The organism is Streptomyces sp. RLA131, assembly GCF_056270125.1.
The window spans coordinates 5,308,791-5,330,001 of the sequence record NZ_JBWDOQ010000002.1; the positions used below are offsets into that span (position 1 = coordinate 5,308,791).

Genomic DNA, 21,211 nt, shown 5'->3' on the forward strand with positions numbered 1-21,211 from the left:
TGCGGGTGGCGGTCAGCGCACCCGTACGCGCGGATCGAGGGCCGCGTAGAGGAGATCGGACAGCAGCCCCGCGACCAGGACGACCACGGCGGTGAACATGCCGACAGCGGCAACCGAGTTGGTGTCGTTGGTGCTGATGGAGCTGACGAGCCACTCGCCCATGCCGTGCCAGCCGAAGATCTTCTCGGTGAAGGTGGCGCCGGTGAAGAGCAGCACGACGTTGTAGACCAGCAGCGGCACCACGGGCAGTACGGCGGTGCGCAGACCGTGCTTCATCAGCGCGTCCCGCCGGGACAGCCCCTTGGCCCTGGCCGTGCGCAGGAAGTCGCTGCCGAGGACGTCCAGCATGGTGCTGCGCTGGTAGCGGCTGTACAGGGCGATCTGGATGACGATCAGGGTCAGGCTGGGCAGCAGCAGATGCTGCAGCCGGCTGAGGAGGATCTCACCGGTGCCGCTGAGACCGGGGTCGTATTCGCCGGTGTACTCGATGATCTTGTGGCCGACCGCGTCGTTCAGATCGATGGCCCACAGTTTGAGCGTCACACCGATCACGAACACGGGCATGGCCAGGACGAAGAACGAGGCCATGGTGGAGATCCGGTCCGAGGCCCGGTACTGCCTGATGGCACCCCAGGCGCCGACCAGTACGCCACCGATGGAGCCCAGCACCGTCGCGATGAGGAGCAGTCGGGTGCTCACCCCCACCCGGCGGCCGAACTCGTCGTTGACCTCGCCGCCGGTGACGGTGCGTCCCAGATCGCCGTGGACCACGCCTGCGGCCCAGTGGCCGAAGCGGACGACGACAGGGGTGTCGGGGTTGAGGTTGTACTCGTTCAGGGTCGAGGTCACCGAGGTGGCGGATACCGGGGGGTTGCGGCCGGCGAAGTTGGCTCTGGGGTTGAGGCTGATGGCGGCCAGGGCGTAGGTGAGCGAGGCCGCGATGATCACCAGCGCCAGGTAGTTGACGAGTCTGCGCAGCAGGTAATGGCCCACGAGTCGCTCTTTCGCTCGGTCGGTCAGGAATCCAACAGAATGCGGTTGCCCTCGTGCCGCCACTTGGCATACTTATGTATTGAGGCCGAAACAATTCCTGGACGCCTAGATGCCTGGTCGGCGTGGTACGGGTAACTCTCCGCCCGCGCTTGCGGGTTGGGTGGACTTTCGCAACTGATTTATGGCGACGTCAATGATCACCGGAAGTCGTAATCGGACCTTTATCATTTTGATCGAAAGTTGACTCTTAATGCGGGATTTCCCTGATTGACAGTCATTTGCATAGGGATAGCCCTATGGGCGTGCCGTGGAAGAGTCGCGCCGAGCCCGCCGCTGGGCGCCGCCGCGCGGTGCGGAAGTGGGCGTCCGTCACCGAGGTCCGCGGTGTCGCCGCGACGGCCCGCCGGCTGGGCCGAACAGGTGATCGCGGGGATCAGGGAATGCGCCGGTGTCCGACTTGCGGTGTCATGGGTAGCCGAGTGTCATTTGCGACCTAGGACCCATGACTCCACAGGGAGGCCCCCGATGCGCGGATCCACGCGCTACAAGTGGACCGTCTGCGCGGCGACCGCCGTCGCACTCGCCGCCACCGCCACAGCCTGCGGTGGTGGCGGTGGCGGCGGCGGAGGCGGCGGGGGGAGCAGCGCGAGCGGGGTGCTCAGCGCCTCCTGGACGGACCCGCAGAACCCGCTGGAGCCCGCCAACACCAACGAGGTGCAGGGCGGCAAGGTGCTGGACATGATCTTCCGGGGGCTGAAGAAGTACAACCCGAGGACCGGCGCCGCCGAGAACGTGATCGCGGACTCGATCACCACGACCGACTCGCAGAACTTCACGATCAAGCTCAAGAGCGGATGGACCTTCAGCAACGGCCAGAAGGTCACCTCCGACTCGTTCATCAACGCCTGGAACTACGCGGCGGTCACCCAGAACAAGCAGATCAACGCGCCCTTCTTCGCCTACATCGACGGGTACGACAAGGTCCACCCCGCGACCGGCACCCCGGCGGTGCGGAAGATGACCGGGCTCAAGCGGACCGGCGACCTGAGCTTCACCGTCAAGCTCAACCAGAAGTTCTCCACCTGGCCGGACACCCTGGGGTACGCGGCCTTCATGCCGCTGCCCCAGGTGTTCTTCACCGACCACGCCGGCTGGCTGAGCAAGCCCATCGGCAACGGCCCGTACGAGGTGGAGTCGTACACCAAGGGCACCGGCATCAAGGTGCGCAAGTGGAGCGGGTACAAGGGCAGCGACAAGGCCGTCAACGGCGGGGTGGACCTGAAGGTCTACACGGACAACAACACCGCCTACACCGACCTCCAGGCGGGCAACCTCGACCTGGTCGACGACGTCCCGGCCTCGCAGCTCAAGAACGTCAAGAACGACCTGGGCGACCGCTACCTCAACACCCCGGCCGGCATCATCCAGACCCTGGCCTTCCCGCTCTACGACAAGAACTGGTCGGGCGCGGGCTCGGCCAAGGTCCGCCAGGGGATCTCGATGGCGATCAACCGCCCGCAGATCACCAAGCAGATCTTCCAGAACACCCGGACGCCCGCCTCCGACTGGACCTCCCCGGTGCTGGGCTCCGCGGGCGGTTACCAGAGCGGCATCTGCGGCGATGTCTGCACCTACGACGCGAAGCAGGCCAAGAAGCTGGTCTCGGACGGCGGCGGCATCCCCGGGGGCACCCTGAAGATCGCCTACAACGCCGACACCGGCTCGCACAAGGACTGGGTCGACGCGGTCTGCAACAGCATCAACAACGCCCTGGGCAACGACAAGGCCTGCGTGGGCAACCCGACCGGTACCTTCGCGGACTTCCGCAACAAGATCACCAACAAGCAGATGACGGGTCCGTTCCGGGCCGGCTGGCAGATGGACTACCCGCTGATCCAGGACTTCCTGCAGCCGCTGTACTACACCGGCGCCTCGTCCAACGACTCGCACTTCAGCAACAAGGACTTCGACAAGCTCGTCGACCGGGCGAACGCCGAGACCGACACCGCGAAGGCCGTCTCCATCTTCCAGGACGCGGAGAAGGTCCTCGCCGAGCAGGTCCCCGCGATCCCGCTGTGGTACCAGAACGGCAGCGCCGGCTGGTCTGACCGGCTGTCGAACGTCACGCTCAACCCGTTCAGCGTCCCGGTCTACAACGAGATCAAGGTCAGCAGCTGACGCGCCCGGCCCGGCCGGCGGGACACCGTCCCGTGAGGCCGGGGCCGCCGACCAGTGGGAAGGCCCCATGGGACGCTATGTGATCCGCCGTCTGCTGCAGATGGTCCCGGTGTTCATCGGCACGACGCTGCTGATCTTCTTCATGGTGTACGCGCTGGGCGACCCCGTCGCCGCCAAGTGCGGGGACCGCGCCTGCGACCCCGCCACCGCCGCGCAGATCCGCCACGACCTCTACCTCGACCACCCCCTGTGGCAGCAGTACCTGCACTACATGGGGCAGATCTTCCAGGGCGACTTCGGCACCGCCTACAACGGCCAGGCGGTCACCGAGCTGATGGCGAGCGCGTTCCCGGTCACCCTGCGGCTGACCATCGTGGCGATCTTCTTCGAGATCGTCATCGGCATCACGCTCGGCGTCGTCACCGGCATGCGGCGCGGCAGGCCCGTCGACACTGGCGCCCTGCTGCTGACCCTGATCGTGATCTCCGTCCCGACCTTCGTCACCGGCTACGTCCTCCAGTACCTGCTGGGCGTCGAGTGGGGCGTCATCGAGCCGTCGGTGTCGGCCGAGGCGCCCTTCAGCGAGCTGATCGTCCCCGGACTGGTCCTCGCCCTGGTCTCGCTCGCGTACGTCACCCGGCTGACCCGCACCTCCATCGCGGAGAACGCCCGCGCCGACTACGTACGCACCGCCATCGCCAAGGGTCTGCCGCGCCGCCGGGTCATCACCCGCCACCTGCTGCGCAACTCCCTGATCCCGGTGGTCACCTTCATCGGCACCGACATCGGCGCGCTCATGGGCGGGGCCATCGTCACCGAACGGATCTTCAACATCCGCGGCGTCGGCTTCCAGCTCTACCAGGGCATCCTGCGGCTGGACTCGGCGACCGTCGTCGGCTTCGTGACGATCCTGGTGATCGTCTTCCTGGTGGCGAACCTCCTGGTCGACCTCCTGTACGCCGTCCTGGACCCGAGGATCCGCTATGCCTGAGCCCGAGAACCACCGTGACGAGGCGATGGAACCGGCCGGCGGCACCGGCGCCACCATGGACTTCGCGCAGAGCGAGGCCAGGACGCTGGAGCGCGCGCCGCAGGGCGAGCCGGTGCCGGGCGGCGGGCCGGCGGAGAGACCGCGCAGCCTGTGGTCGGACGCCTGGCGCGACCTGCGGCGCAACCCGGTCTTCATCCTCTCCGCCCTGGTGATCCTCTTCCTGGTCGTCATCTCCGTCTGGCCCCAGCTGATCGCCACCGGCAACCCGCTCAGCTGCAACCTGGACAACTCCCAGAAGGGCTCGGCCCCCGGCCACCCCTTCGGCTTCGACAACCAGGGCTGCGACGTCTACACCCGGGTCGTCTACGGGGCCCGGGCCTCCGTCACCGTCGGCGTCTGCGCGACGCTGGGCGCGGCAGTCCTCGGCGGAGTGCTGGGCGGCCTGGCCGGCTTCTACGGCGGCTGGGGGGACGCGGTCCTGTCCCGGGTCAGCGACATCTTCTTCGGCATCCCGATCGTGCTGGGCGGCCTGGTGTTCCTGTCGGTGATCACCAACACCACCGTGTGGCCGGTGGTGGGTTTCATCGTGCTGCTGGGCTGGCCGCAGATCGGCCGTATCGCCCGCGGCTCGGTCATCACCGCCCGCCAGAACGACTACGTCCAGGCGGCCCGCGCCCTCGGCGCGGGCAACTCCCGGCTGCTGCTGCGGCACATCGCGCCCAACGCCGTAGCCCCGGTGATCGTGGTGGCGACCATCGCCCTCGGTACGTACATCTCGCTGGAGGCCACGCTGTCCTACCTCGGCGTCGGCCTGAAGCCGCCGACCGTCTCCTGGGGCATCGACATCTCGCAGGCGTCCAGCCAGATCCGCAACGCGCCGCACATGCTGCTGTGGCCGGCCGGCGCGCTGAGCATCACCGTGCTCGCCTTCATCATGCTCGGCGACGCGGTGCGCGACGCCCTCGACCCCAAGCTGCGCTGATACGGACGGACGCTCCGTTGGCTTCCTCTCCCGCCTGAAGGCGGGGGATTCCAGCGGTCGCCCGCTGGGTTTCCTGCTTCATCGACGACCGCCCCGTCCGGGAGGACTCCCGTTGAGGTCTTACACCGTCTCCACAGGCAGACACGGCCGGCCCGGCCGGCCCGGCCGCGAGAATGTTCTTCGCCGCGTTCGCGTCGCGGTCATGCGCCATGCCGCAGTCGCACGTCCACTCGCGGACGTTCAGCGGCGGCTTCGCCCGGATCGTGCCGCGGGCCCCGCACAGCTTCGAACTGGGGAACCAGCGGCCGGTCACGACGAGTTCGCGCCCGTACCGGGCGCATGTGTACTCCAGCATCGTCCGCATGTCGCGCCGGGCCGCGTCCGAGACGGCTCGGGCGAGGCGGGCCCGGTCGCGGCGTTCGTGCCGGGGGTCGGTGATCTGCTCCCCGGTGGACAGGGCCGCCAGGGAGGTGATCCCCGCGTCGATCCCGACAGCGGCCGCGGTGGCCGGGGCCGGGGTGATCGCGTCGTCGCACAGCAGGGAGACGAACCAGCGCCCGGCCGCGTCCCGGGACACGGTCACCGTGGACGGCTGCGCGCCTTCGGTGTACTCGGCGCTCTTGCGGGACTTCTGCCACGACGTGAAACGCGGGTACGTGGACGCCGGTCCGCTCTGGCGGCGAGCCGGCTGTCCCCGCCCCGCTCCGCAGGCAATCCGATTCCTCCCTGGCCTGAAGGCCGGGGTCTCCCCGGAGGTTCCCGATGAATCCACCGACCAGCGAGGTCACCGCCGAGGAGGCCGCACGGGCGTCCGCGCCCCTGCTCGACGTACGGGACCTGCATGTCGAGTTCCGTACCAGGGACGGCGTCGCCCACGCCGTCAACGGGGTCAGCTACACCGTCAGGGCCGCCGAGACCCTCGCCGTACTGGGCGAATCCGGCTCGGGGAAGTCGGTGACCGCCCAGGCCGTCATGGGCATCCTCGACTCGCCGCCGGGGTTCGTGACCCGGGGCGAGATCCTCTTCCAGGGCCGGGACCTGCTGAAGATGAACGCCGAGGAGCGCCGCAAGGTGCGCGGCGCCAGAATGGCGATGATCTTCCAGGACGCGCTCTCCTCGCTCAACCCGGTGCTCAGCGTCGGCGACCAGCTCTCCGAGATGTTCACCGTCCACGAGGGCATGAGCAGGAAGGACGCCAAGGCCAAGGCCGTCGAGCTGATGGACCGGGTCCGCATTCCGGCGGCCAGGGAACGGGTCGGGCAGTATCCCCACCAGTTCTCCGGCGGTATGCGCCAGCGCATCATGATCGCGATGGCGCTGGCCCTGGAGCCGGACCTGATCATCGCCGACGAACCGACCACCGCCCTGGACGTCACCGTCCAGGCCCAGGTCATGGACCTGCTGGCCGAGCTTCAGCGCGAGTACAGCATGGGCCTGATCCTGATCACCCACGACCTGGGTGTGGTCGCCGACGTCGCCGACTGGATCGCGGTGATGTACGCGGGCCGGATCGTCGAGACCGCCCCGGTCCACGAGATCTACAAGCGGCCGGCGCATCCGTACACCAAGGGCCTGCTGCGGTCGATCCCGCGCCTGGACCACAAGGGCCAGGAGCTCTACGCCATCAAGGGCCTGCCGCCCAACCTCCTCCACATCCCGCCCGGCTGCGCCTTCAACCCGCGCTGCCCGATGGCCCGGGCGGTCTGCCGCACGGACGAACCGCCGCTGTACGAGGTGAGCCCCACGCGGGCCAGCGCGTGCCACTTCTGGAAGGAGTGCCTCGATGACTGAAGCGATCCTTCAGGTGCGGGGCCTGGTCAAGCACTTCCCGCTGACCCAGGGCATCGTGTTCAAGAAGCAGGTCGGCGCCGTGCAGGCGGTCGACGGCGTCGACCTCGACCTCCACCGGGGCGAGACGCTGGGCATCGTCGGCGAGTCGGGCTGCGGGAAGTCCACCGTCGCCAAGCTGCTGATGAACCTGGAGCGTCCGACCGCCGGCGAGATCGTCTACAAGGGCGACGACATCACCAAGCTGTCCGGCCGTGCCCTCAAGGCCGTGCGGCGCAACATCCAGATGGTGTTCCAGGACCCGTACACCTCCCTGAACCCCCGGATGACCGTCGGCGACATCATCGGTGAACCGTACGAGATCCATCCCGAGGTGGCCCCCAAGGGCGAGCGCCGCAGAAAGGTGCAGGAGCTGCTGGACGTGGTCGGGCTCAACCCCGAGTACATCAACCGCTACCCGCACCAGTTCTCCGGCGGCCAGCGCCAGCGCATCGGCATCGCCCGGGGCCTGGCGCTGCGACCGGAGATCATCGTCGCCGACGAGCCGGTCTCGGCACTGGACGTCTCGGTGCAGGCGCAGGTCATCAACCTGATGGAACGGCTCCAGGACGAGTTCGACCTCTCGTACATGTTCATCGCGCACGACCTGTCCATCGTCCGGCACATCTCCGACCGGGTCGGGGTGATGTACCTCGGCAAGATCGTCGAGATCGGCGACGACGCCCAGATCTACGAGCACCCCACCCATCCGTACACCCAGGCGCTGCTGTCGGCCGTCCCGGTGCCCGACCCCGAGGCGCGCGAGGGCCGGGAGCGGATCGTCCTCACCGGCGACGTCCCGTCCCCCGCGAATCCGCCGTCGGGCTGCCGCTTCCGCACCCGCTGCTGGAAGGCCCGGGAGCGGTGCGCGCTGGAGATCCCGGCGCTGGCCGTGCCGGCCGTCTTCGTGGGCCTGGAATCGCCGGCCGCGCACGACAGCGCCTGCCATTTCGCGGAGGAGAAGACGACGGTGGTCCCGCCGGAGACACCGCCGCGGGACTGACGCGCGCTCAGGGGGCCGGGTCGGGGGCCGCGTCCTCGGTCGCGGTGAGCGCCGGGTCCAGGACGACGTCCTCGACCCGCGCCGCGGTCGTCGGTTCCTCGGGGAAGTGGCAGGCGGTGAGGTGGCCGTCCTGGTTGCCGTCGAGCCGGACGAGCGGTGGTTCCTCGGCGGCGCAGTGTTCCTGGGCCTTCCAGCAGCGGGTCCGGAAGCGGCAGCCCGACGGCGGGTCGATGGGGGAGGGGACGTCCCCGGCCAGCCGGATCCGCTCGGTGGAGTCCCGTTCGTCGGGGTCGGCCTCGGGCGAGGCGGAGAGGAGGGCGTGGGTGTAGGGGTGGCGGGGGTGCTGGTAGATGTCCTGTCGGTCGCCGATCTCGACGATTTTTCCGAGGTACATGACGGCGACGCGTTGGGAGAAGTGGCGGACGACGGCGAGGTCGTGGGCGATGAAGAGGAAGGCGATGCCGAGTTCCCGCTGGAGGTGCTGGAGGAGGTTGACGACCTGTGCCTGGATGGAGACGTCCAGGGCCGAGACGGGTTCGTCGGCGACGATGAGCCGGGGTTCGAGGGCGAGGGCGCGGGCGACGCCGACGCGCTGGCGCTGGCCGCCGGAGAACTCGTGCGGGAAACGGTTGTAGTGCTCCGGGTTGAGCCCGACGGTCTCCAGCAGCTCACGGACCCGCTTCTCCCGGCCCCCGGGAGGACTGACGCGGTTGATCTCCATCGGCGCGGCGACGATGTTCCCGACGGTCTGGCGCGGGTTGAGCGACGCGTAGGGGTCCTGGAAGATCATCTGGATCTCGGAGCGGATCGGCGCCAGCTCCCTGCGTGAGGCGTGGGTGATGTCCTGGCCCCGGTAGGAGATCGTTCCGCCGGTGGGTTCGAGCAGCCGGGTGATCAGCCGTCCCGTGGTGGACTTGCCGCACCCCGACTCCCCGACCAGGCCCAGGCTCTCGCCCTCGGCGACATGGAAGCCGACGCCGTCCACGGCACGTACGTCGCCCACATGGCGTTTGACGACGAAGCCGCCGTTGATCGGGAAGTACTTGGCCAGCCCGTCGACTTCGAGCAGCGGTGACCGGGAGGTCCCCCGGGGTTCGGGCACCGTGGCCAGGGCGTGCGCCTGCGCTTCGGTCATGGTGGTGGTTTCCTCGACTCCTGGACGGCCGCTCAGCGCAGCCGGGGCTGGATCTGCTCGGTGAAGAACGTCTGCCGCTGTGCCGTCGTGAGATGGCAGGCGGAGCCGCGCCGGACGCCCTCGGGGATCCAGGGACGCTCACCGGCGCAACGGGTGCCGCCCACCTCGCCGGTGAAGGCGCAGCGGGGGTGGAAGGGACAGCCGGAAGGCGGGTTGAGCAGGCTGGGCGGGGCGCCGGGGATCGGTGACAGCGGGACGTCCACGGCCGCCGAGATCCGCGGGATCGAGCCGAGCAGCCCCCAGGTGTAGGGGTGTTCGGGCGACTTGAGGATCTCGGTCACGGTCCCGCGCTCCACACAGCGCCCGGCGTACATCACCATCACGTCGTCGGCGGTGTTGGCGACCACGCCGAGGTCGTGGGTGATGAGAATGATCGCGGTGCCGGTCTCGCGCTGGAGGTCCTTGAGGAGGTCGAGGATCTGCGCCTGGACGGTGACGTCCAGGGCGGTCGTCGGCTCGTCGGCGATGACCAGTTCCGGGTCGCAGACCAGCGCCATGGCGATCATCGCCCGCTGCCGCATGCCCCCGGAGAACTGGTGCGGATAGTCGTCCACCCGGGTCTGCGGCTGCGGGATACCGACCCTGGTCAGCATCTCGACCGCCCGCGCGCGGGCGGCTCTGCGGGAGGCTCCGGTGTGCTTCATGTAGGGCTCGGCGATCTGCCGGCCGACGGTGTAGTAGGGCGAGAGCGCCGTCAGCGAGTCCTGGAAGATCATCGCCATCTTCTTGCCGCGCAGCCGCTCCAGCTGCCGTTCGGTGGCTCCGGTCAGCTCCTGGCCGTCGAGGACGATCTCACCGGTGATCGCGGTGTTGCGCGGGTTGTGCAGCCCGAGGACCGCCATGTTGGTGACCGACTTGCCGGACCCGGACTCGCCGACGATGCCCAGGGTCCGGCCGCGCTCCAGGTCGAAGGACAGCCCGTCGACCGCCTTGACGACGCCGTCCTCGGTGGCGAACCGCACATGCAGGTCGCGCACCGACAGAAAGGCCTGGGAGCCGTCGTCCGCCGGTTCCGCCTCGGGCTTGGTGAGGATGCTCACGGTCGGTTCCCCTTCACGAAAGCCGGATCCGCGGGTCGATGAAGGCGTACGCGGTGTCGACGACGATGTTGCTGATGACGATGATGGTGGCGCCGATCAGCATCACGGCCATCTCCAGTGGCAGATCGGCCCGCAGCACCGCCTGGACCGCCAGGCTGCCGAGCCCGTGCAGCCCGAAGGTGACCTCGGTGATGATCGCGCCGCCCAGCACCGCGCCGAGGTCGATGCCGAAGATGGTGATGATCGACGCGGCGGCGCCGCGCAGGGCGTACCGCAGGAAGACATAGCGCGCGGACATGCCCTTGGCGCGGGCGGTACGGATGTGGTCCTCGGACATCTGCTCCACCAGCAGCGAGCGCGTCTGGCGGCTGTAGTTGGACCAGAAGATGACCGACATCACCAGGCAGGGCAGGATCAGCCCGCCGACCGACCCCAGCGGGTCATGGGTCCAGTCGGGGTCCTGGCCCCGGTTGAGCAGACGCAGGTCGGTGGAGAGCAGCAGGATGGCGATCGGGCCGATGAAGTAGATCTGCACCGAGTTGCCGACCAGGGAGACCGAGCTGGCGATCCGGTCGAAGGCGGTGCCCTGCTTCCAGGCGGAGATCAGACCGAGGCCCACCCCGATGGTCAGGAACGCGCCCGCGCCGCCGATCGCCAGCGACAGGGTGGTCGGGTAACGGTCGGTGATGGTGGGCCAGATCGGCTGCTGGTCGGCGAAGGAGTAGCCGAAGCAGGGGGCCGGGCAGTTGCCGACGGGCAGATCGCGGCCCACGAAGACGCCGGCCATGAAGTGCCAGTACTGGATCCAGATCGGCTGGTCGAGCCCGAGGTTCCGGCGGATCAGGGCGACGTTCTGCGGGCTGCAGTTCTTGCCGCACGACAGCAGCGCCGGGTCCGCCGGCAGGAAGAAGAAGAGGAAGTACGTGATGGCGCTGATGAACAGCAGGATGACCACTGCGCCCAGCACGCGGCGTACGAGAAAACGCAACATGGGTCGGGCTCTTCCGTCCGGGGCGCCGGTCCCGGCCCGCGGGCCGGGACCGGCGCGGTGCTGAGCCGGGACTACGACTTGACGTAGATGGTGCTGGGGTTGACGGTGCCGAACACCTGGTTGTAGGTGACGCCCCCGAGCTTGGAGCCGTGCAGGTTGAAGTACTTGTCGAAGACGAACGGGATCTGCGACGTGTCGTTCTTCAGCACGTACTCCGAGAGGGTCCGCCACTCGCTGTTCTGCTTCTTGATGTCCGTGATCCCGAGGATCCGGTCGATCTCGGTGTTGACGTGGTCGTCGTTGAGGAACGAGTAGTTGTTGGTGCCGTCCTGCAGGTTGCGGCCGTCCAGGGTCGGCGGGACCACGGTCGAGGCGCTGGGCCAGTCGGAGCCCCAGCTGGTGCGGTAGATGTCGTACGGGGTGTCCACCTTGCCGACGACCGTGTAGTACGAGGTCGGGTCGACGGCCTTGCGCTGGACGTCGAAGCCGGCCTTCTCCAGGGCCTTCTCGATGGTGAGCGAGACGGCCTGCCAGCGCGGGTTGTTGGCGAACGCGTAGGACAGTTTGACCTTGCCCTTGACGCCGGCCTCCTTCAGCAGCTCCTTGGCCTTGGCGATGTCACCGGTCGGTTCGGTGAGCTTGCCGAACGGGTCGTACTTCTTCCAGCCGGCGACCGTGGGGCTGAGCAGGGTGGTGCCGAGTTCGCCCTGGGCGCCGCCGCCGAAGGCCTGCAGGACCTGGCTCATGGGGAAGGCGTACATGATCGCCCGGCGGACCCTCGGGTCCTTGATCCGCTTGGTGTTGATGTTGATGACCTCGACGTACGGCTGGTACTGGTTGACGGTCCGGGACTTGTACCGCGAGTCGGTCGTCAGGGTCTGCATCTTCGACGGGTCCGCCGAGCCGGACAGGTTCACCGCGTACCGGTCGGTGCCGGAGTCGGCGGCCAGCCGGTTGGTGAGACCGGGCTCGGCGATCCCGAGCTGGAAGTCCCACTTGTCCGGGTAGGCGTTGCGGATCGGGTCGCTCTTGGGATCCCAGGCCGTGTTGCGGGTCAGGACCAGTTCCTTGCCCGGCTTGTAGCTGGCGATCTTGTACGGGCCCGAGGCGACCGGGTGGTTGTTGTACTTCTGCTTGTCGTCCTTGGCCTTGGGCACCGGCGAGACGTTCGGCATCGACATCGCGTACGGGGCGTCGGCGTGCGGCTCCAGGAAGTGGAAGACGAGCGTCTTGTCGTCCGGGGTGGCGATCTTGGAGGAGGGGATCTCCTTGCCGTCGTACGGGCCGGTGTAGGCCTTGCGGTAGTCCGCGCCGTAGAGCCACTTCTGGACGTACTGCGGACCCTGGGTCTGGTAGTCGGCGAAAAGCCGTTCGATGCCGTACTTGATGTCCTTGGCGGTGATGGCCGAGCCGTCCTGGAACTTGAGGTTGTCCTTGAGGGTGTAGGTCCAGGTTTTCGCGCCGTCGGAGGATTTACCGGTGTCAGTGGCCAGGTCGCCGACGAGAATGGTCTTGCCCGACTTCGGGTCGATCTTGTATCCGGTCAGGGAACGGTTGTACAACAACTGGAGCGAAAGCATGTCACTGACGTACTGCTGACCCGGGTCCAGATAGTCGAATCCGGCCTGGTCCAGGTCGTAGACCGTGCCTCCCTTCTTCGCACCGCTCACCGCGGTCGCCGGTCCGTTCGAATCCGCCGCGGTGCCGACACCGAAGTCCTGGACGGTGGCTTTCTGTCCGTCGCCGCTGTTTCCCCCACCCCCTTCGCCGCCACCGCTGCTGCAGGCCGCGGACAGTGTCAGAGCCCCCACCGCCAGAAACGCGGAGGCGATACGCGCCTTGCGAGTTCTCATTGATCCCTGCCTGTCACTGAAACCGGAATTGCGGGACACTCATCGCACGGTCTTGGGATCGAGCGCGTCCCGGACCGAGTCCCCGAGCAGGTTGAAGGCGACCACGAAGATCACCATGGCGATGCCGGGGAAGAACATGTAGGTGACGTCTGATTCGTAGTACGAGGCACCGGCCTGGAACATCAGTCCCCAGTCGGGGGTGGGCGCCTGGACGCCGACCCCGAGGTACGACAGCCCCGCCTCGGCGGTGACGTTCACCGGCAGCAGCAGCGTCGACTGGACCAGGATCGTGCTCCAGATGTTCGGCAGCAGCTCCTTGCGTATGATCCGCCACGACGACGCGCCGCTCAGCCGGGCCGCCTCGACGAACTCCCGTTCGCGCAGGCTGAGTACCTGGGCGCGCACCAGCCGGCCCACGCTCATCCAGCCGAGCATGAACTGCACGATGATCAGCGCCAGGACCCGGACGTAGGTGGGCTCCTCGTCGCGGGGCGAGACGAACAGCGCGACGATCACCGGGGTGAAGGCGATGAAGAACAGCTGCTGCGGGAACGAGAGCATGAGGTCGGAGAACCGGCCGAGAAAGTAGTCGGTCCGCCCGCTCAGATATCCCTGGATCAGGCCGATCAGGACGCCGGTCACCACCGACACGACGGTCACGGCGAGGGCGATGAAAAGCGAGGTCCTGATTCCGTAGATCAATAGGGTGAACACATCGCGTCCGAGGTTCGGCTCCACGCCGAACCAGTAGGTGCTGTCGATACCGCCGTTCGGCTTGATCGGGATTCCGTAGCTGTTGAGCAGCCCCTCGTCCTGTCCGTACAGGTCATAGGGATTCTTCCCGTACAGTTTTGCGATCAGGGGGGCGGTCAGGGCGATCACGATGAAGGCAATGACGATCAGTGCGCAGAGGATGCCGCTCTTGTCACGCCGGAATCGGATCCAGGCCAGCCGGCCGGGAGATCGTCCGACGAGTTCGACCGCCGGCTTTCCGGTCGCCTCGCCGAGGGCGGGAGAATCCGCGGGTACCGGGTCCGGCTCGGTCGCAGCCGTAGTTGGAGTAGACATATGATCTTCCCCCGCACCGAAGAGGCTTCACGCCGCGCTATTGAGCGCTGTTTACTGATCGGGACTTTCGCAATGAAGTCTGGACCAGTCAAGGGGGCGGTAACCGAAGAAAACACGATCAAGACTATCTGGAGTGAAGGTTTTGCCAAACGACGTGTCCGCGTGCTTGACGGACGACAGTTCGAGTGGACGATCCGGGATGAACCGGGATCAAATTCTGTAACACGCAGGCAACTTGGCCGACGCTTCTCCGATATACGGACGCTGCACGCTGAACAACGTACGGCCGTGCGGGTGCCGTAAGCCGGCCGGGGTGACATTGTCGCCCCGGCCGGCTGCCGTTTGTGGCGGCCACGGTGAAACGCGGGCCCGGGCGGCCCGTATCCACGGGGACAGGTGGCAAGACGGAACTGCCGCCGAGAGGCCAGGAGGTCGCCATGCGGCAGGGATTCGCGCTCGCGCGCCCGGCGAGACGGGCGGGAGCGGTGGTGTGCGGCGTCCTCGCCGTGATCGAGATCGCCTGGGTGATCCAGGACGCGGGGCTGGTGGGGCTGGACGGGCTGGGCCAGGTGTGGGCCGGGCTGGCGGTCCCGGCCGGGGGCGCGCCGCTGAACACCTCGGTGATCGACGCGGTACTGATCGGGCTCTACGCGGGCGCCGTCGCGGCGTCCTTCCGGCCGGTGGTGACCGGGGCGTTCGGGTCGGTGGGCGCACTGACGGTGCTGCTGCGGGCGCCGACCGTGCTGATCCTGGGCGGCCAGTGGAACGGGCAGCTCGACGTACAGGGACAACTGGTGCTGACGGCCGCCGCCGAAGTGGTGGGGGGCATCGCGCTGCTGGCCATCGCGGTGAACCGGCGGCGGGTGCTGCCCGGCTGGGACCCGGCGCCGCCCAGGCCGGCGGCGGGGGTGCTGGCGGGGCTGCTGCTGCTGATCGTCGCGGTGATGTCGGGCGCCTGGCAGTTCTACCGGACGACGGGCTCGCTCCAGGAGACCCAGCCGCCGGGCTTCTTCTGGCGCACCGTCACCGGCGGCTATCTGGTCAACGCGCTGCTGGGGACGCCGTTCGGCTGGCTGTCCTGGACCACGGCGGCGGTGTGCGCCCTGGCCGGGCTGGCGGCGCTGAGACGGACGCCGATCGGCCGGCCGCTGGGCATCGCCGTGGGCTGGCTGCTGGTGCCGCAGGCGGTACCGGTGATCGCCACGGCGGAGCCGACCGAGGTGACGGTGGGCGTGTTCGGCGCGGTCTTCGCGGTGCTGGCGGCCGCGGTGGTGGCGCTCCTCCTGCTGCCCCGGGCCGAGGGGCCGTTCCGCCCGGTGGACGAATCGGGGTACGGCACGGTCTACGGCATGGAGTACGACGACGCCGAGGTGACCGCGGCCCAGCAGACCCTGAGCATGCCCGCGTACGGCCAGTGGTCGCAGGCCCCGCCGCCCCCCGGCCCGCCGCCGTCGGCGCCGGGGCGCGCGGGGGGCGCGGGGGGAGCGGGGTACTGGCGGCCGCCGGGTGTCTGACGGCGGCCGCACGGCCGGGGCGGTGATTCGGGCCGTGACCCGGGCCGTGTCGGGCCGTGTCGGGCCGTGTCGGGCCGTGTCGGTCCGCGGCTCAGCTTGTTCTTTATCTGCCGGCCTCGAACAGCACCTCGAACTGAGTCGCTCACCTGGGGATTCGCCGGACGTGCGGGCGGCCTTCGTCTGATCGTGTGTTCCGACCAAGGAATGCACGTGACCAAGACGAAGGCCGTGAGGGTGAGTCTGCTGCCTGATGCTGTCCGGCGGGAAGCGTTCGCGGAGGCGTCACGCTTCCGGGGTGAGTTCTACGAGTGTCTGACCGCTCGGCGCGATGAGTTGTTCGAGTTGGTGGACGCGGTGCTGTGTGCGGACGGTGCGGTGAAGTCCCCGGTGGACCTGACCCTGTTGCCCGAGCATCGTCGTGGGCACGGAGCGATGTACGGCGGCCTGAATCGCGGCCGGATCGACGTCGATCGGCTGCGGACGGTGCTGGCCGGGCTGCCGCTGCCGCGTTTCGAGGGCGGGCGCCTGGTCCTGGCGGTCGATGTGTCACCGTGGCTTCGTTCGGACGCGCCGTGCTCGGCCGAGCGGCTGTTCTGCCACGTCTACGGCAGGGCGAAGACGGCGTCGCAGTTCATTCCGGGCTGGCCCTACTCCTTCGTCGCCGTGTTGGAGTCCGGCGCCACGTCATGGACCGCGATCCTGGACGTGGTCCGGCTCGGCCCGGCGGACGACGCGACCGCCGTCACCGCCGGCCAGCTGCGAGGCGTCGTCGAACGGCTCATCACTGCGGGCCAGTGGAAACCCGGCGACCCGGACATCACCATCGTCGCCGACGCCGGCTACGACGTCACCCGCCTGGCCTGGGTGCTGCGGGACCTGCCCGTCGAGATGATCGGCCGCGTCCGCTCCGACCGCGTCATGCGCCTGCCGAGGCCACCGCGGACGCACGGCGTCAACGGCCGGCCGCCCAAGCACGGCCCGGAGTTCCGCTTCGCCAAGCCGGAGACCTGGCCCGAACCCGCGATCACCACCGCCACCGCGACCACGAACTACGGGAAAGCCGAAACCCAGGCATGGGACCGGGTCCACCCCCGGCTCACACACCGCTCCGCCTGGCTCGACCACGAAGGCGAACTTCCCCTGATCGAAGGCACCTTGGTCCGGCTGAAGGTCGAGCATCTGTCGAAGGTACGGGACGCTCCGCCGGTGTGGTTGTGGTCCTCGAAGACCGGCGCCGCCCCGGACGACATCGACCGTTGCTGGCAGGTCTACCTGCGCAGATTCGACCTTGAGCACACGTTCAGGTTCGCAAAACAGACCCTTGGCTGGACGACCCCGAAACTCCGCACTCCGGAGGCAGCGGACCGCTGGACCTGGATTCTGATCGTCGCCCACACCCAGCTCCGGCTTGCCCGGCCGCTCGCCGCAGACCTCCGCCGGCCGTGGGAGAAACCCACCGCCTCCGACCGGATCACCCCGGCCCGGGTCCGCCGGGGGTTCAGGAACATCCGCGCTCACCTCGCCTGCCCGACCCGTGTTCCCAAACCCACAGGCACTGGGCCCGGACGGCCACCCGGCGCCAAGAACAAACGCAGGGCACCCCGCTACGACGTCGGCAAGACTGTCAAACGCCCCGAGACCCTCAAGGCCATCGGCAAGCCTGGAAGATCCTGGTAGATAAAGATCAAGCTCAGTCCATGTTCAGGGAGCGCTTGAGGAAGGCGACCTGGAGCAGCAGCAGGTTCTCCGCCACCTGCTCCTGCGGGGTCATATGGGTCACCCCGGACAGCGGCAGCACCTCGTGGGGCCGTCCGGCGGCCAGCAGGGCACTGGACAGCCGCAGGGTGTGGGCGGCGACGACGTTGTCGTCGGCGAGGCCGTGGATGAGCATGAGGGGGCGCGACCGGTCGGCGGCGCCGGACAGCCCCTCGTCGGTGACCAGGGAGTTGGCGGCGTAGACCTCGGGCCGCAGGCCGGGGTCGCCGAGGTAGCGCTCGGTGTAGTGGGTGTCGTAGAGCCGCCAGTCGGTGACGGGGGCTCCGGCGACCGCCGCGTGGAAGACGTCGGGGCGGCGCAGCACGGCCAGGGCGGCCAGGTAGCCGCCGTAGGACCAGCCGCGGATGGCGACCCGTCCGAGGTCGAGCGGGTGGCCGCCGGCGAGGGCGCGCAGCGCGTCGACCTGGTCGTCCAGGGTCGTCCCGGCGAAGTCGTGGGCGACGGCCTTCTCGCGGGCCGGGGAGTGGCCCGGGGTGCCCCGGCCGTCGGCGACGACGACGGCGAAGCCCTGGTCGGCGAGCCACTGGGCCTGGAGATAGGCGCGCTGGGCGTGGACCACCATCTGGCCGTGCGGGCCGCCGTAGGGGTCCATGAGCACGGGCAGCGGCCCGTCGCCGTCCCGGTAGCCGGTGGGGAGGACGACGGCGGCCGGGACGTGGTGCTCGCCGGCGGTGGTGAGCACCGGACGGGCGGCCAGGACGGGGGTCTCGGCGTGACCGGCGATCCCGGCGGGCGGCCGGCCGTCGCGCAGGACCGCGACCACGGTCGCCGGGTCGGCCAGGGACGCCGAGGTGAGGACGGTGACCTCGCCGGAACGTACCGCGGAGTGCACGCCCGGGGTGCCGGAGATTCGAACAGCCCCGTCCGCCGAGACCCGGTACACATGGATCTCGCCGGTCTCCGGCCGGTCGGCGGCGGCGCCCGCCGAGGCCGTGACCAGGATGTCGTCCCCGGCGATGTCGAGCACCGCCCGGACGTGCAGTTCGGGCCCGGTGAGCCGGTGTCCGCCGACCGTCAGGGACCTTGATCCACTTTCGTCAGAGATACATACCAATTGTCCGTCCGGGTTCCAGGCCGGAACGCCGGGGAAAAGATCAAGCCAGATTTCGTCCCGCTCCCTGTGCGCCGAGGTGGTGTTCCCTGTGAGCGGATCGACCGTCAGGAACAGCTGGTCGCGCTGGTCGCGGGCCTGTACGAGGAGCAGCGGCGGACCCGCCGCCGACCAGTGCACCCGGGCCAGGTACGGGTAGGCCTCGCGGTCCCACACCACGGGCGTCGTGGCGCCCGCCGGGCCGGCCGGCCCGTCCAGGCCGACCAGGACCAGACCCACGTCCGCGTTGGCGGTGCCGGCGGCCGGGTAGGCGACCTCGGCGGGCGGCCGCGAGGGGTTGGCCGGGTCGGCGATCCACCAGCGGGCGACCGGGGACTCGTCGGCCCGCGCGACGAGGAGGGCGCTGCCGTCGGGGGCCCACCAGTAGCCGCGGCTGCGGGACATCTCCTCGGCGGCGATGAACTCCGCGAGGCCGTACGTGACCTGCTCGCCCTCGGGCTCGGCCAGCGCCCGGTCCGCCGTCCCGTCGGCGTCCACGACCCGCAGGGCGCCCCCGTGGACGTACGCCACCCGCCGCCCGTCGGGGGAGGGGCGGGGGTCCACCACCGGACCCGGAACATCCAGTTCCCTTGCCGTACCGGCCCGCAGTTCCGCGACGAACAGCCGGCCCGAGAGGGCGAACGCGGCGAGTTCCACGGCGTCGTCGGTGGCATAGCCGACGACTCCGGCGGAGCCCTCGCGGCTGCGCTCGCGCCGGGCGCGCTCCTGCGCGGACAGCTCCTCGCCGGCGCCGGCGAGCAGCGCGGCCGGGTCGGCGGCGATCCGCTCCGCCCCGGTGGCGAGGTCCAGCACCCACAGCAGGTGCTCCCGCTCGGTGCCCGTACGGGAGCGGAGGAAGGCCACCCGCCCGCCGTCCGGCGCGACGGTGAACGAACGGGGGGTGCCCAGCGTGAAGCGCTGGGTCCGGGCGTACTGGCGGGGGAACGACAGCGGTTCGGTCATGCGGCGAGGTTAGTGTCCGGCCCGGCCGCGGGGGCGCCCGAGGCGCGGCTCGGTTGTGCGGACCGACGAAGGATTCCGGCCATGCGCCCCCGCATGCTTCCGTGCACCGACCTGTGCGGTGGGACACAAAGTTATGATCCGTTGCCGAGAGTGGGTAATAACCGGTTGGCAACTGCTGTCGCGACCCTGACCCTGGAGGTGAGCCGCTGTGGCACTTTCGATTTCGGCGGTGCTGCTGCTGCTGATCGTCGTCTTTCTGCTGGTCCGGAAGGCCGGGCTGAAGGCGGGTCATGCGGTGGTCTGTGTGCTGCTCGGTTTCTATCTCGCGACGTCGTCGATGGCGCCGACGATCCGTGATCTGACCAACAACGTGGCGGGCATGATCGGGGACTTCAAGTTCTGAGCCGTAGGCTCTGCCCTGTGACAGTGACTTCCGGCCGTCGTCTGCTCCTCGTCCACGCGCACCCGGACGACGAGTCGATCAACAACGGCGCGACGATGGCCAGGTACGCCGCCGAGGGCGCCCATGTGACCCTCGTCACCTGCACCCTCGGTGAGGAGGGCGAGGTGATCCCGCCCGAGCTGGCGCACCTGGCCCCGGACCGTGACGACACGCTCGGCCCCCACCGGATCGGGGAGCTGGCGGCCGCCATGGCCGAACTGGGGGTCACCGACCACCGGTTCCTCGGCGGGCCCGGTCGCTACCGCGACTCCGGGATGATGGGCGTCGTCCAGAACGAGCGGCCGGAGTGCTTCTGGCAGGCCGATCCGGACGAGGCCGCCGGGTATCTGGTCGACGTCATCCGCGAGGTGCGGCCCCAGGTGCTGGTGACCTACGACCCCAACGGCGGGTACGGCCACCCCGACCACATCCAGGCGCACCGGGTCGCGATGCGGGCCGCCGAACTGGCGGCCGGCGAGGGCCTGGGCATCGAGAAGATCTACTGGAACTGCATTCCGCGCTCCGAGGTCGAGGCGGGCTTCGAGCGGCTGCGGGCGAGCGGGACCAGGGTGCCCTTCGAGGGCATCGCGAAACCCGACGACCTGCCGGGCGTGGTCGAGGACTCCGAGGTCACCGCGGTCATCGACAAGCAGGGTGTGTACGCAGGGCGGAAGGCGGCGGCGATGCGGGCGCACGCCTCGCAGATCGCGGTCGACGGCTTCTTCTTCGCGCTCTCCAACGACCTCGGGCAGCCGCTCTTCGGCGCCGAGTACTACCGGTTGGTGCGCGGAAGCGCGGGCGGGGACCCGGGGGAGCCGGGAGAGCCGGGGGACCTGGAGGACGACCTCTTCGCGGGAGTCCGGGGAGATCGGGGAGCCCGGTCATGAAGTACGCCGCGTATCCGCTGCTCGCCGTGCTCGGCGTGGCGGTGGGCATCGCCGGGGCGCTGGTGCAGGACGCGTGGTTCCCCGGCGGGCTGCTGCTGGCGCTCGCGGGCAGCGCGGCCCTGTTCTGGGGCGGCACCAGACTCACCGGCGACCGGGTGGGCGCGGTGGTGCCCGCCGGGCTGTGGCTGGTGACGGTCCTGCTGCTCAGCTCGGCCCGGCCGGAGGGCGACTTCCTCTTCGCCAACGGCCTCGCGCCCTACGCCTATCTGCTCGGCGGATCCATGGCGGGCGTGATGTGCGCCACGCTTGCCGCCCCCGGCTTCGCCGGTGACAGAACAACTGGTGCACGATAGGCGCCACGTACCGCACGTACTGCTTCGTTGGTCACTGACGGGCGCGCACTCAGCGGCGCCCAGTA

17 protein-coding genes and 1 pseudogene are annotated in these 21,211 nt (G+C 69.1%); 10 read left to right on the forward strand and 8 right to left on the reverse strand.

Going from position 1 to position 21,211, the window contains the following annotated elements; genetic code table 11:
* Nucleotides 1-12: 12 nt before the first annotated feature.
* A complete protein-coding gene (locus RWE79_RS25150) occupies nt 13-993 on the reverse strand; it encodes an ABC transporter permease (protein WP_475942326.1) in 981 nt (326 codons plus the stop codon).
* A gap of 525 nt (nt 994-1,518) precedes the next feature.
* Here RWE79_RS25150 and RWE79_RS25155 point away from each other — a divergent pair.
* The 3 genes from RWE79_RS25155 (at nt 1,519) to RWE79_RS25165 (ending at nt 5,144) form a co-directional block, all read left to right on the forward strand.
* Nucleotides 1,519-3,171: a peptide ABC transporter substrate-binding protein gene (locus RWE79_RS25155; RefSeq protein WP_475942327.1), complete on the forward strand. Its 1,653-nt coding sequence runs from the start codon at nt 1,519-1,521 to the stop codon at nt 3,169-3,171.
* Nucleotides 3,172-3,238: 67 nt separating this feature from the next.
* Nucleotides 3,239-4,162 (forward strand): ABC transporter permease, encoded by a 924-nt coding sequence (locus RWE79_RS25160; RefSeq protein ID WP_475942328.1) that lies wholly within the window; start codon nt 3,239-3,241, stop codon nt 4,160-4,162.
* Nucleotides 4,155-5,144: an ABC transporter permease gene (locus RWE79_RS25165; RefSeq protein ID WP_475942329.1), complete on the forward strand. Its 990-nt coding sequence runs from the start codon at nt 4,155-4,157 to the stop codon at nt 5,142-5,144. The genes RWE79_RS25160 and RWE79_RS25165 overlap by 8 nt, the downstream gene beginning before the upstream one ends.
* Here the strand turns inward: RWE79_RS25165 and RWE79_RS25170 are convergent.
* Nucleotides 5,095-5,799 (reverse strand): annotated as a pseudogene (locus RWE79_RS25170) (RNA-guided endonuclease InsQ/TnpB family protein); the annotation flags it as partial. The gene RWE79_RS25165 and the pseudogene RWE79_RS25170 sit on opposite strands and share 50 nt — an antisense overlap.
* A gap of 107 nt (nt 5,800-5,906) precedes the next feature.
* Here RWE79_RS25170 and RWE79_RS25175 point away from each other — a divergent pair.
* Both RWE79_RS25175 and RWE79_RS25180 read left to right on the forward strand, forming a co-directional pair.
* Nucleotides 5,907-6,935 (forward strand): ABC transporter ATP-binding protein, encoded by a 1,029-nt coding sequence (locus tag RWE79_RS25175; RefSeq protein ID WP_475942330.1) that lies wholly within the window; start codon nt 5,907-5,909, stop codon nt 6,933-6,935.
* Nucleotides 6,928-7,974 (forward strand): ABC transporter ATP-binding protein, encoded by a 1,047-nt coding sequence (locus RWE79_RS25180; RefSeq protein WP_475942331.1) that lies wholly within the window; start codon nt 6,928-6,930, stop codon nt 7,972-7,974. Before RWE79_RS25175 ends, RWE79_RS25180 begins: the two co-directional genes overlap by 8 nt.
* A 7-nt stretch (nt 7,975-7,981) precedes the next feature.
* Here the strand turns inward: RWE79_RS25180 and RWE79_RS25185 are convergent, their stop codons facing one another.
* The 5 genes from RWE79_RS25185 to RWE79_RS25205 form a co-directional block, all read right to left on the reverse strand.
* Nucleotides 7,982-9,109: an ABC transporter ATP-binding protein gene (locus tag RWE79_RS25185; RefSeq protein WP_475942332.1), complete on the reverse strand. Its 1,128-nt coding sequence runs from the start codon at nt 9,107-9,109 to the stop codon at nt 7,982-7,984.
* Nucleotides 9,110-9,141: 32 nt separating this feature from the next.
* The gene (locus RWE79_RS25190; RefSeq protein WP_475942333.1) at nt 9,142-10,209 is read right to left on the reverse strand and encodes an ABC transporter ATP-binding protein; all 1,068 of its coding nucleotides are present in this window, start codon (nt 10,207-10,209) and stop codon (nt 9,142-9,144) included.
* 13 nt (nt 10,210-10,222) lie between these two features.
* Entirely contained in the window at nt 10,223-11,200 is a 978-nt protein-coding gene (locus tag RWE79_RS25195) for an ABC transporter permease (RefSeq protein ID WP_475942334.1), read from the reverse strand.
* 71 nt (nt 11,201-11,271) lie between these two features.
* Nucleotides 11,272-13,053, reverse strand: coding sequence for an ABC transporter substrate-binding protein (locus tag RWE79_RS25200; RefSeq protein WP_475942335.1), 1,782 nt, complete (start codon nt 13,051-13,053; stop codon nt 11,272-11,274).
* A gap of 39 nt (nt 13,054-13,092) precedes the next feature.
* A complete protein-coding gene (locus tag RWE79_RS25205) occupies nt 13,093-14,121 on the reverse strand; it encodes an ABC transporter permease (RefSeq protein ID WP_475942336.1) in 1,029 nt (342 codons plus the stop codon).
* 437 nt (nt 14,122-14,558) lie between these two features.
* Between RWE79_RS25205 and RWE79_RS25210 the strand changes: the two genes are divergently transcribed.
* Together RWE79_RS25210 and RWE79_RS25215 are read left to right on the forward strand one after the other, a co-directional pair.
* Nucleotides 14,559-15,635 carry a hypothetical protein gene (locus RWE79_RS25210; RefSeq protein WP_475942337.1) on the forward strand — a complete coding sequence of 359 codons (1,077 nt, stop codon included), beginning with the start codon at nt 14,559-14,561 and terminating at the stop codon, nt 15,633-15,635.
* Nucleotides 15,636-15,839: 204 nt separating this feature from the next.
* On the forward strand, nt 15,840-17,312 hold the full coding sequence (locus RWE79_RS25215) for an NF041680 family putative transposase (RefSeq protein WP_475942338.1): 1,473 nt from the start codon (nt 15,840-15,842) through the stop codon (nt 17,310-17,312).
* Between the two features lie 13 nt (nt 17,313-17,325).
* Here the strand turns inward: RWE79_RS25215 and RWE79_RS25220 are convergent, their stop codons facing one another.
* Nucleotides 17,326-19,464: a S9 family peptidase gene (locus RWE79_RS25220; protein WP_475942339.1), complete on the reverse strand. Its 2,139-nt coding sequence runs from the start codon at nt 19,462-19,464 to the stop codon at nt 17,326-17,328.
* A gap of 208 nt (nt 19,465-19,672) precedes the next feature.
* Here RWE79_RS25220 and RWE79_RS25225 point away from each other — a divergent pair, with 208 nt between their 5' ends.
* Genes RWE79_RS25225 through RWE79_RS25235 form a run of 3 tightly spaced genes read left to right on the forward strand, consistent with a single transcriptional unit; the run spans nt 19,673 to nt 21,146 of the window.
* Nucleotides 19,673-19,867: a hypothetical protein gene (locus RWE79_RS25225; RefSeq protein WP_475942340.1), complete on the forward strand. Its 195-nt coding sequence runs from the start codon at nt 19,673-19,675 to the stop codon at nt 19,865-19,867.
* 17 nt (nt 19,868-19,884) lie between these two features.
* Nucleotides 19,885-20,793: an N-acetyl-1-D-myo-inositol-2-amino-2-deoxy-alpha-D-glucopyranoside deacetylase gene (gene mshB, locus RWE79_RS25230; protein ID WP_475942341.1), complete on the forward strand. Its 909-nt coding sequence runs from the start codon at nt 19,885-19,887 to the stop codon at nt 20,791-20,793.
* Entirely contained in the window at nt 20,790-21,146 is a 357-nt protein-coding gene (locus tag RWE79_RS25235; RefSeq protein WP_475942342.1) for a DUF6113 family protein, read from the forward strand. Before mshB ends, RWE79_RS25235 begins: the two co-directional genes overlap by 4 nt.
* Nucleotides 21,147-21,211: the final 65 nt, after the last annotated feature.

Bases quoted from the DNA above. Each gene is read 5' to 3' on its own strand.
- RWE79_RS25155 (WP_475942327.1), top strand. From the start codon at position 1,519: ATGCGCGGATCCACGCGCTACAAGTGGACCGTCTGCGCGGCGACCGCC.
- RWE79_RS25160 (WP_475942328.1), top strand. From the start codon at position 3,239: ATGGGACGCTATGTGATCCGCCGTCTGCTGCAGATGGTCCCGGTGTTC.
- RWE79_RS25165 (WP_475942329.1), top strand. From the start codon at position 4,155: ATGCCTGAGCCCGAGAACCACCGTGACGAGGCGATGGAACCGGCCGGC.
- RWE79_RS25175 (WP_475942330.1), top strand. From the start codon at position 5,907: ATGAATCCACCGACCAGCGAGGTCACCGCCGAGGAGGCCGCACGGGCG.
- RWE79_RS25180 (WP_475942331.1), top strand. From the start codon at position 6,928: ATGACTGAAGCGATCCTTCAGGTGCGGGGCCTGGTCAAGCACTTCCCG.
- RWE79_RS25185 (WP_475942332.1), bottom strand. From the start codon at position 9,109: ATGACCGAAGCGCAGGCGCACGCCCTGGCCACGGTGCCCGAACCCCGG.
- RWE79_RS25195 (WP_475942334.1), bottom strand. From the start codon at position 11,200: ATGTTGCGTTTTCTCGTACGCCGCGTGCTGGGCGCAGTGGTCATCCTG.
- RWE79_RS25200 (WP_475942335.1), bottom strand. From the start codon at position 13,053: ATGAGAACTCGCAAGGCGCGTATCGCCTCCGCGTTTCTGGCGGTGGGG.
- RWE79_RS25205 (WP_475942336.1), bottom strand. From the start codon at position 14,121: ATGTCTACTCCAACTACGGCTGCGACCGAGCCGGACCCGGTACCCGCG.
- RWE79_RS25210 (WP_475942337.1), top strand. From the start codon at position 14,559: ATGCGGCAGGGATTCGCGCTCGCGCGCCCGGCGAGACGGGCGGGAGCG.
- RWE79_RS25215 (WP_475942338.1), top strand. From the start codon at position 15,840: ATGCACGTGACCAAGACGAAGGCCGTGAGGGTGAGTCTGCTGCCTGAT.
- RWE79_RS25220 (WP_475942339.1), bottom strand. From the start codon at position 19,464: ATGACCGAACCGCTGTCGTTCCCCCGCCAGTACGCCCGGACCCAGCGC.
- RWE79_RS25235 (WP_475942342.1), top strand. From the start codon at position 20,790: ATGAAGTACGCCGCGTATCCGCTGCTCGCCGTGCTCGGCGTGGCGGTG.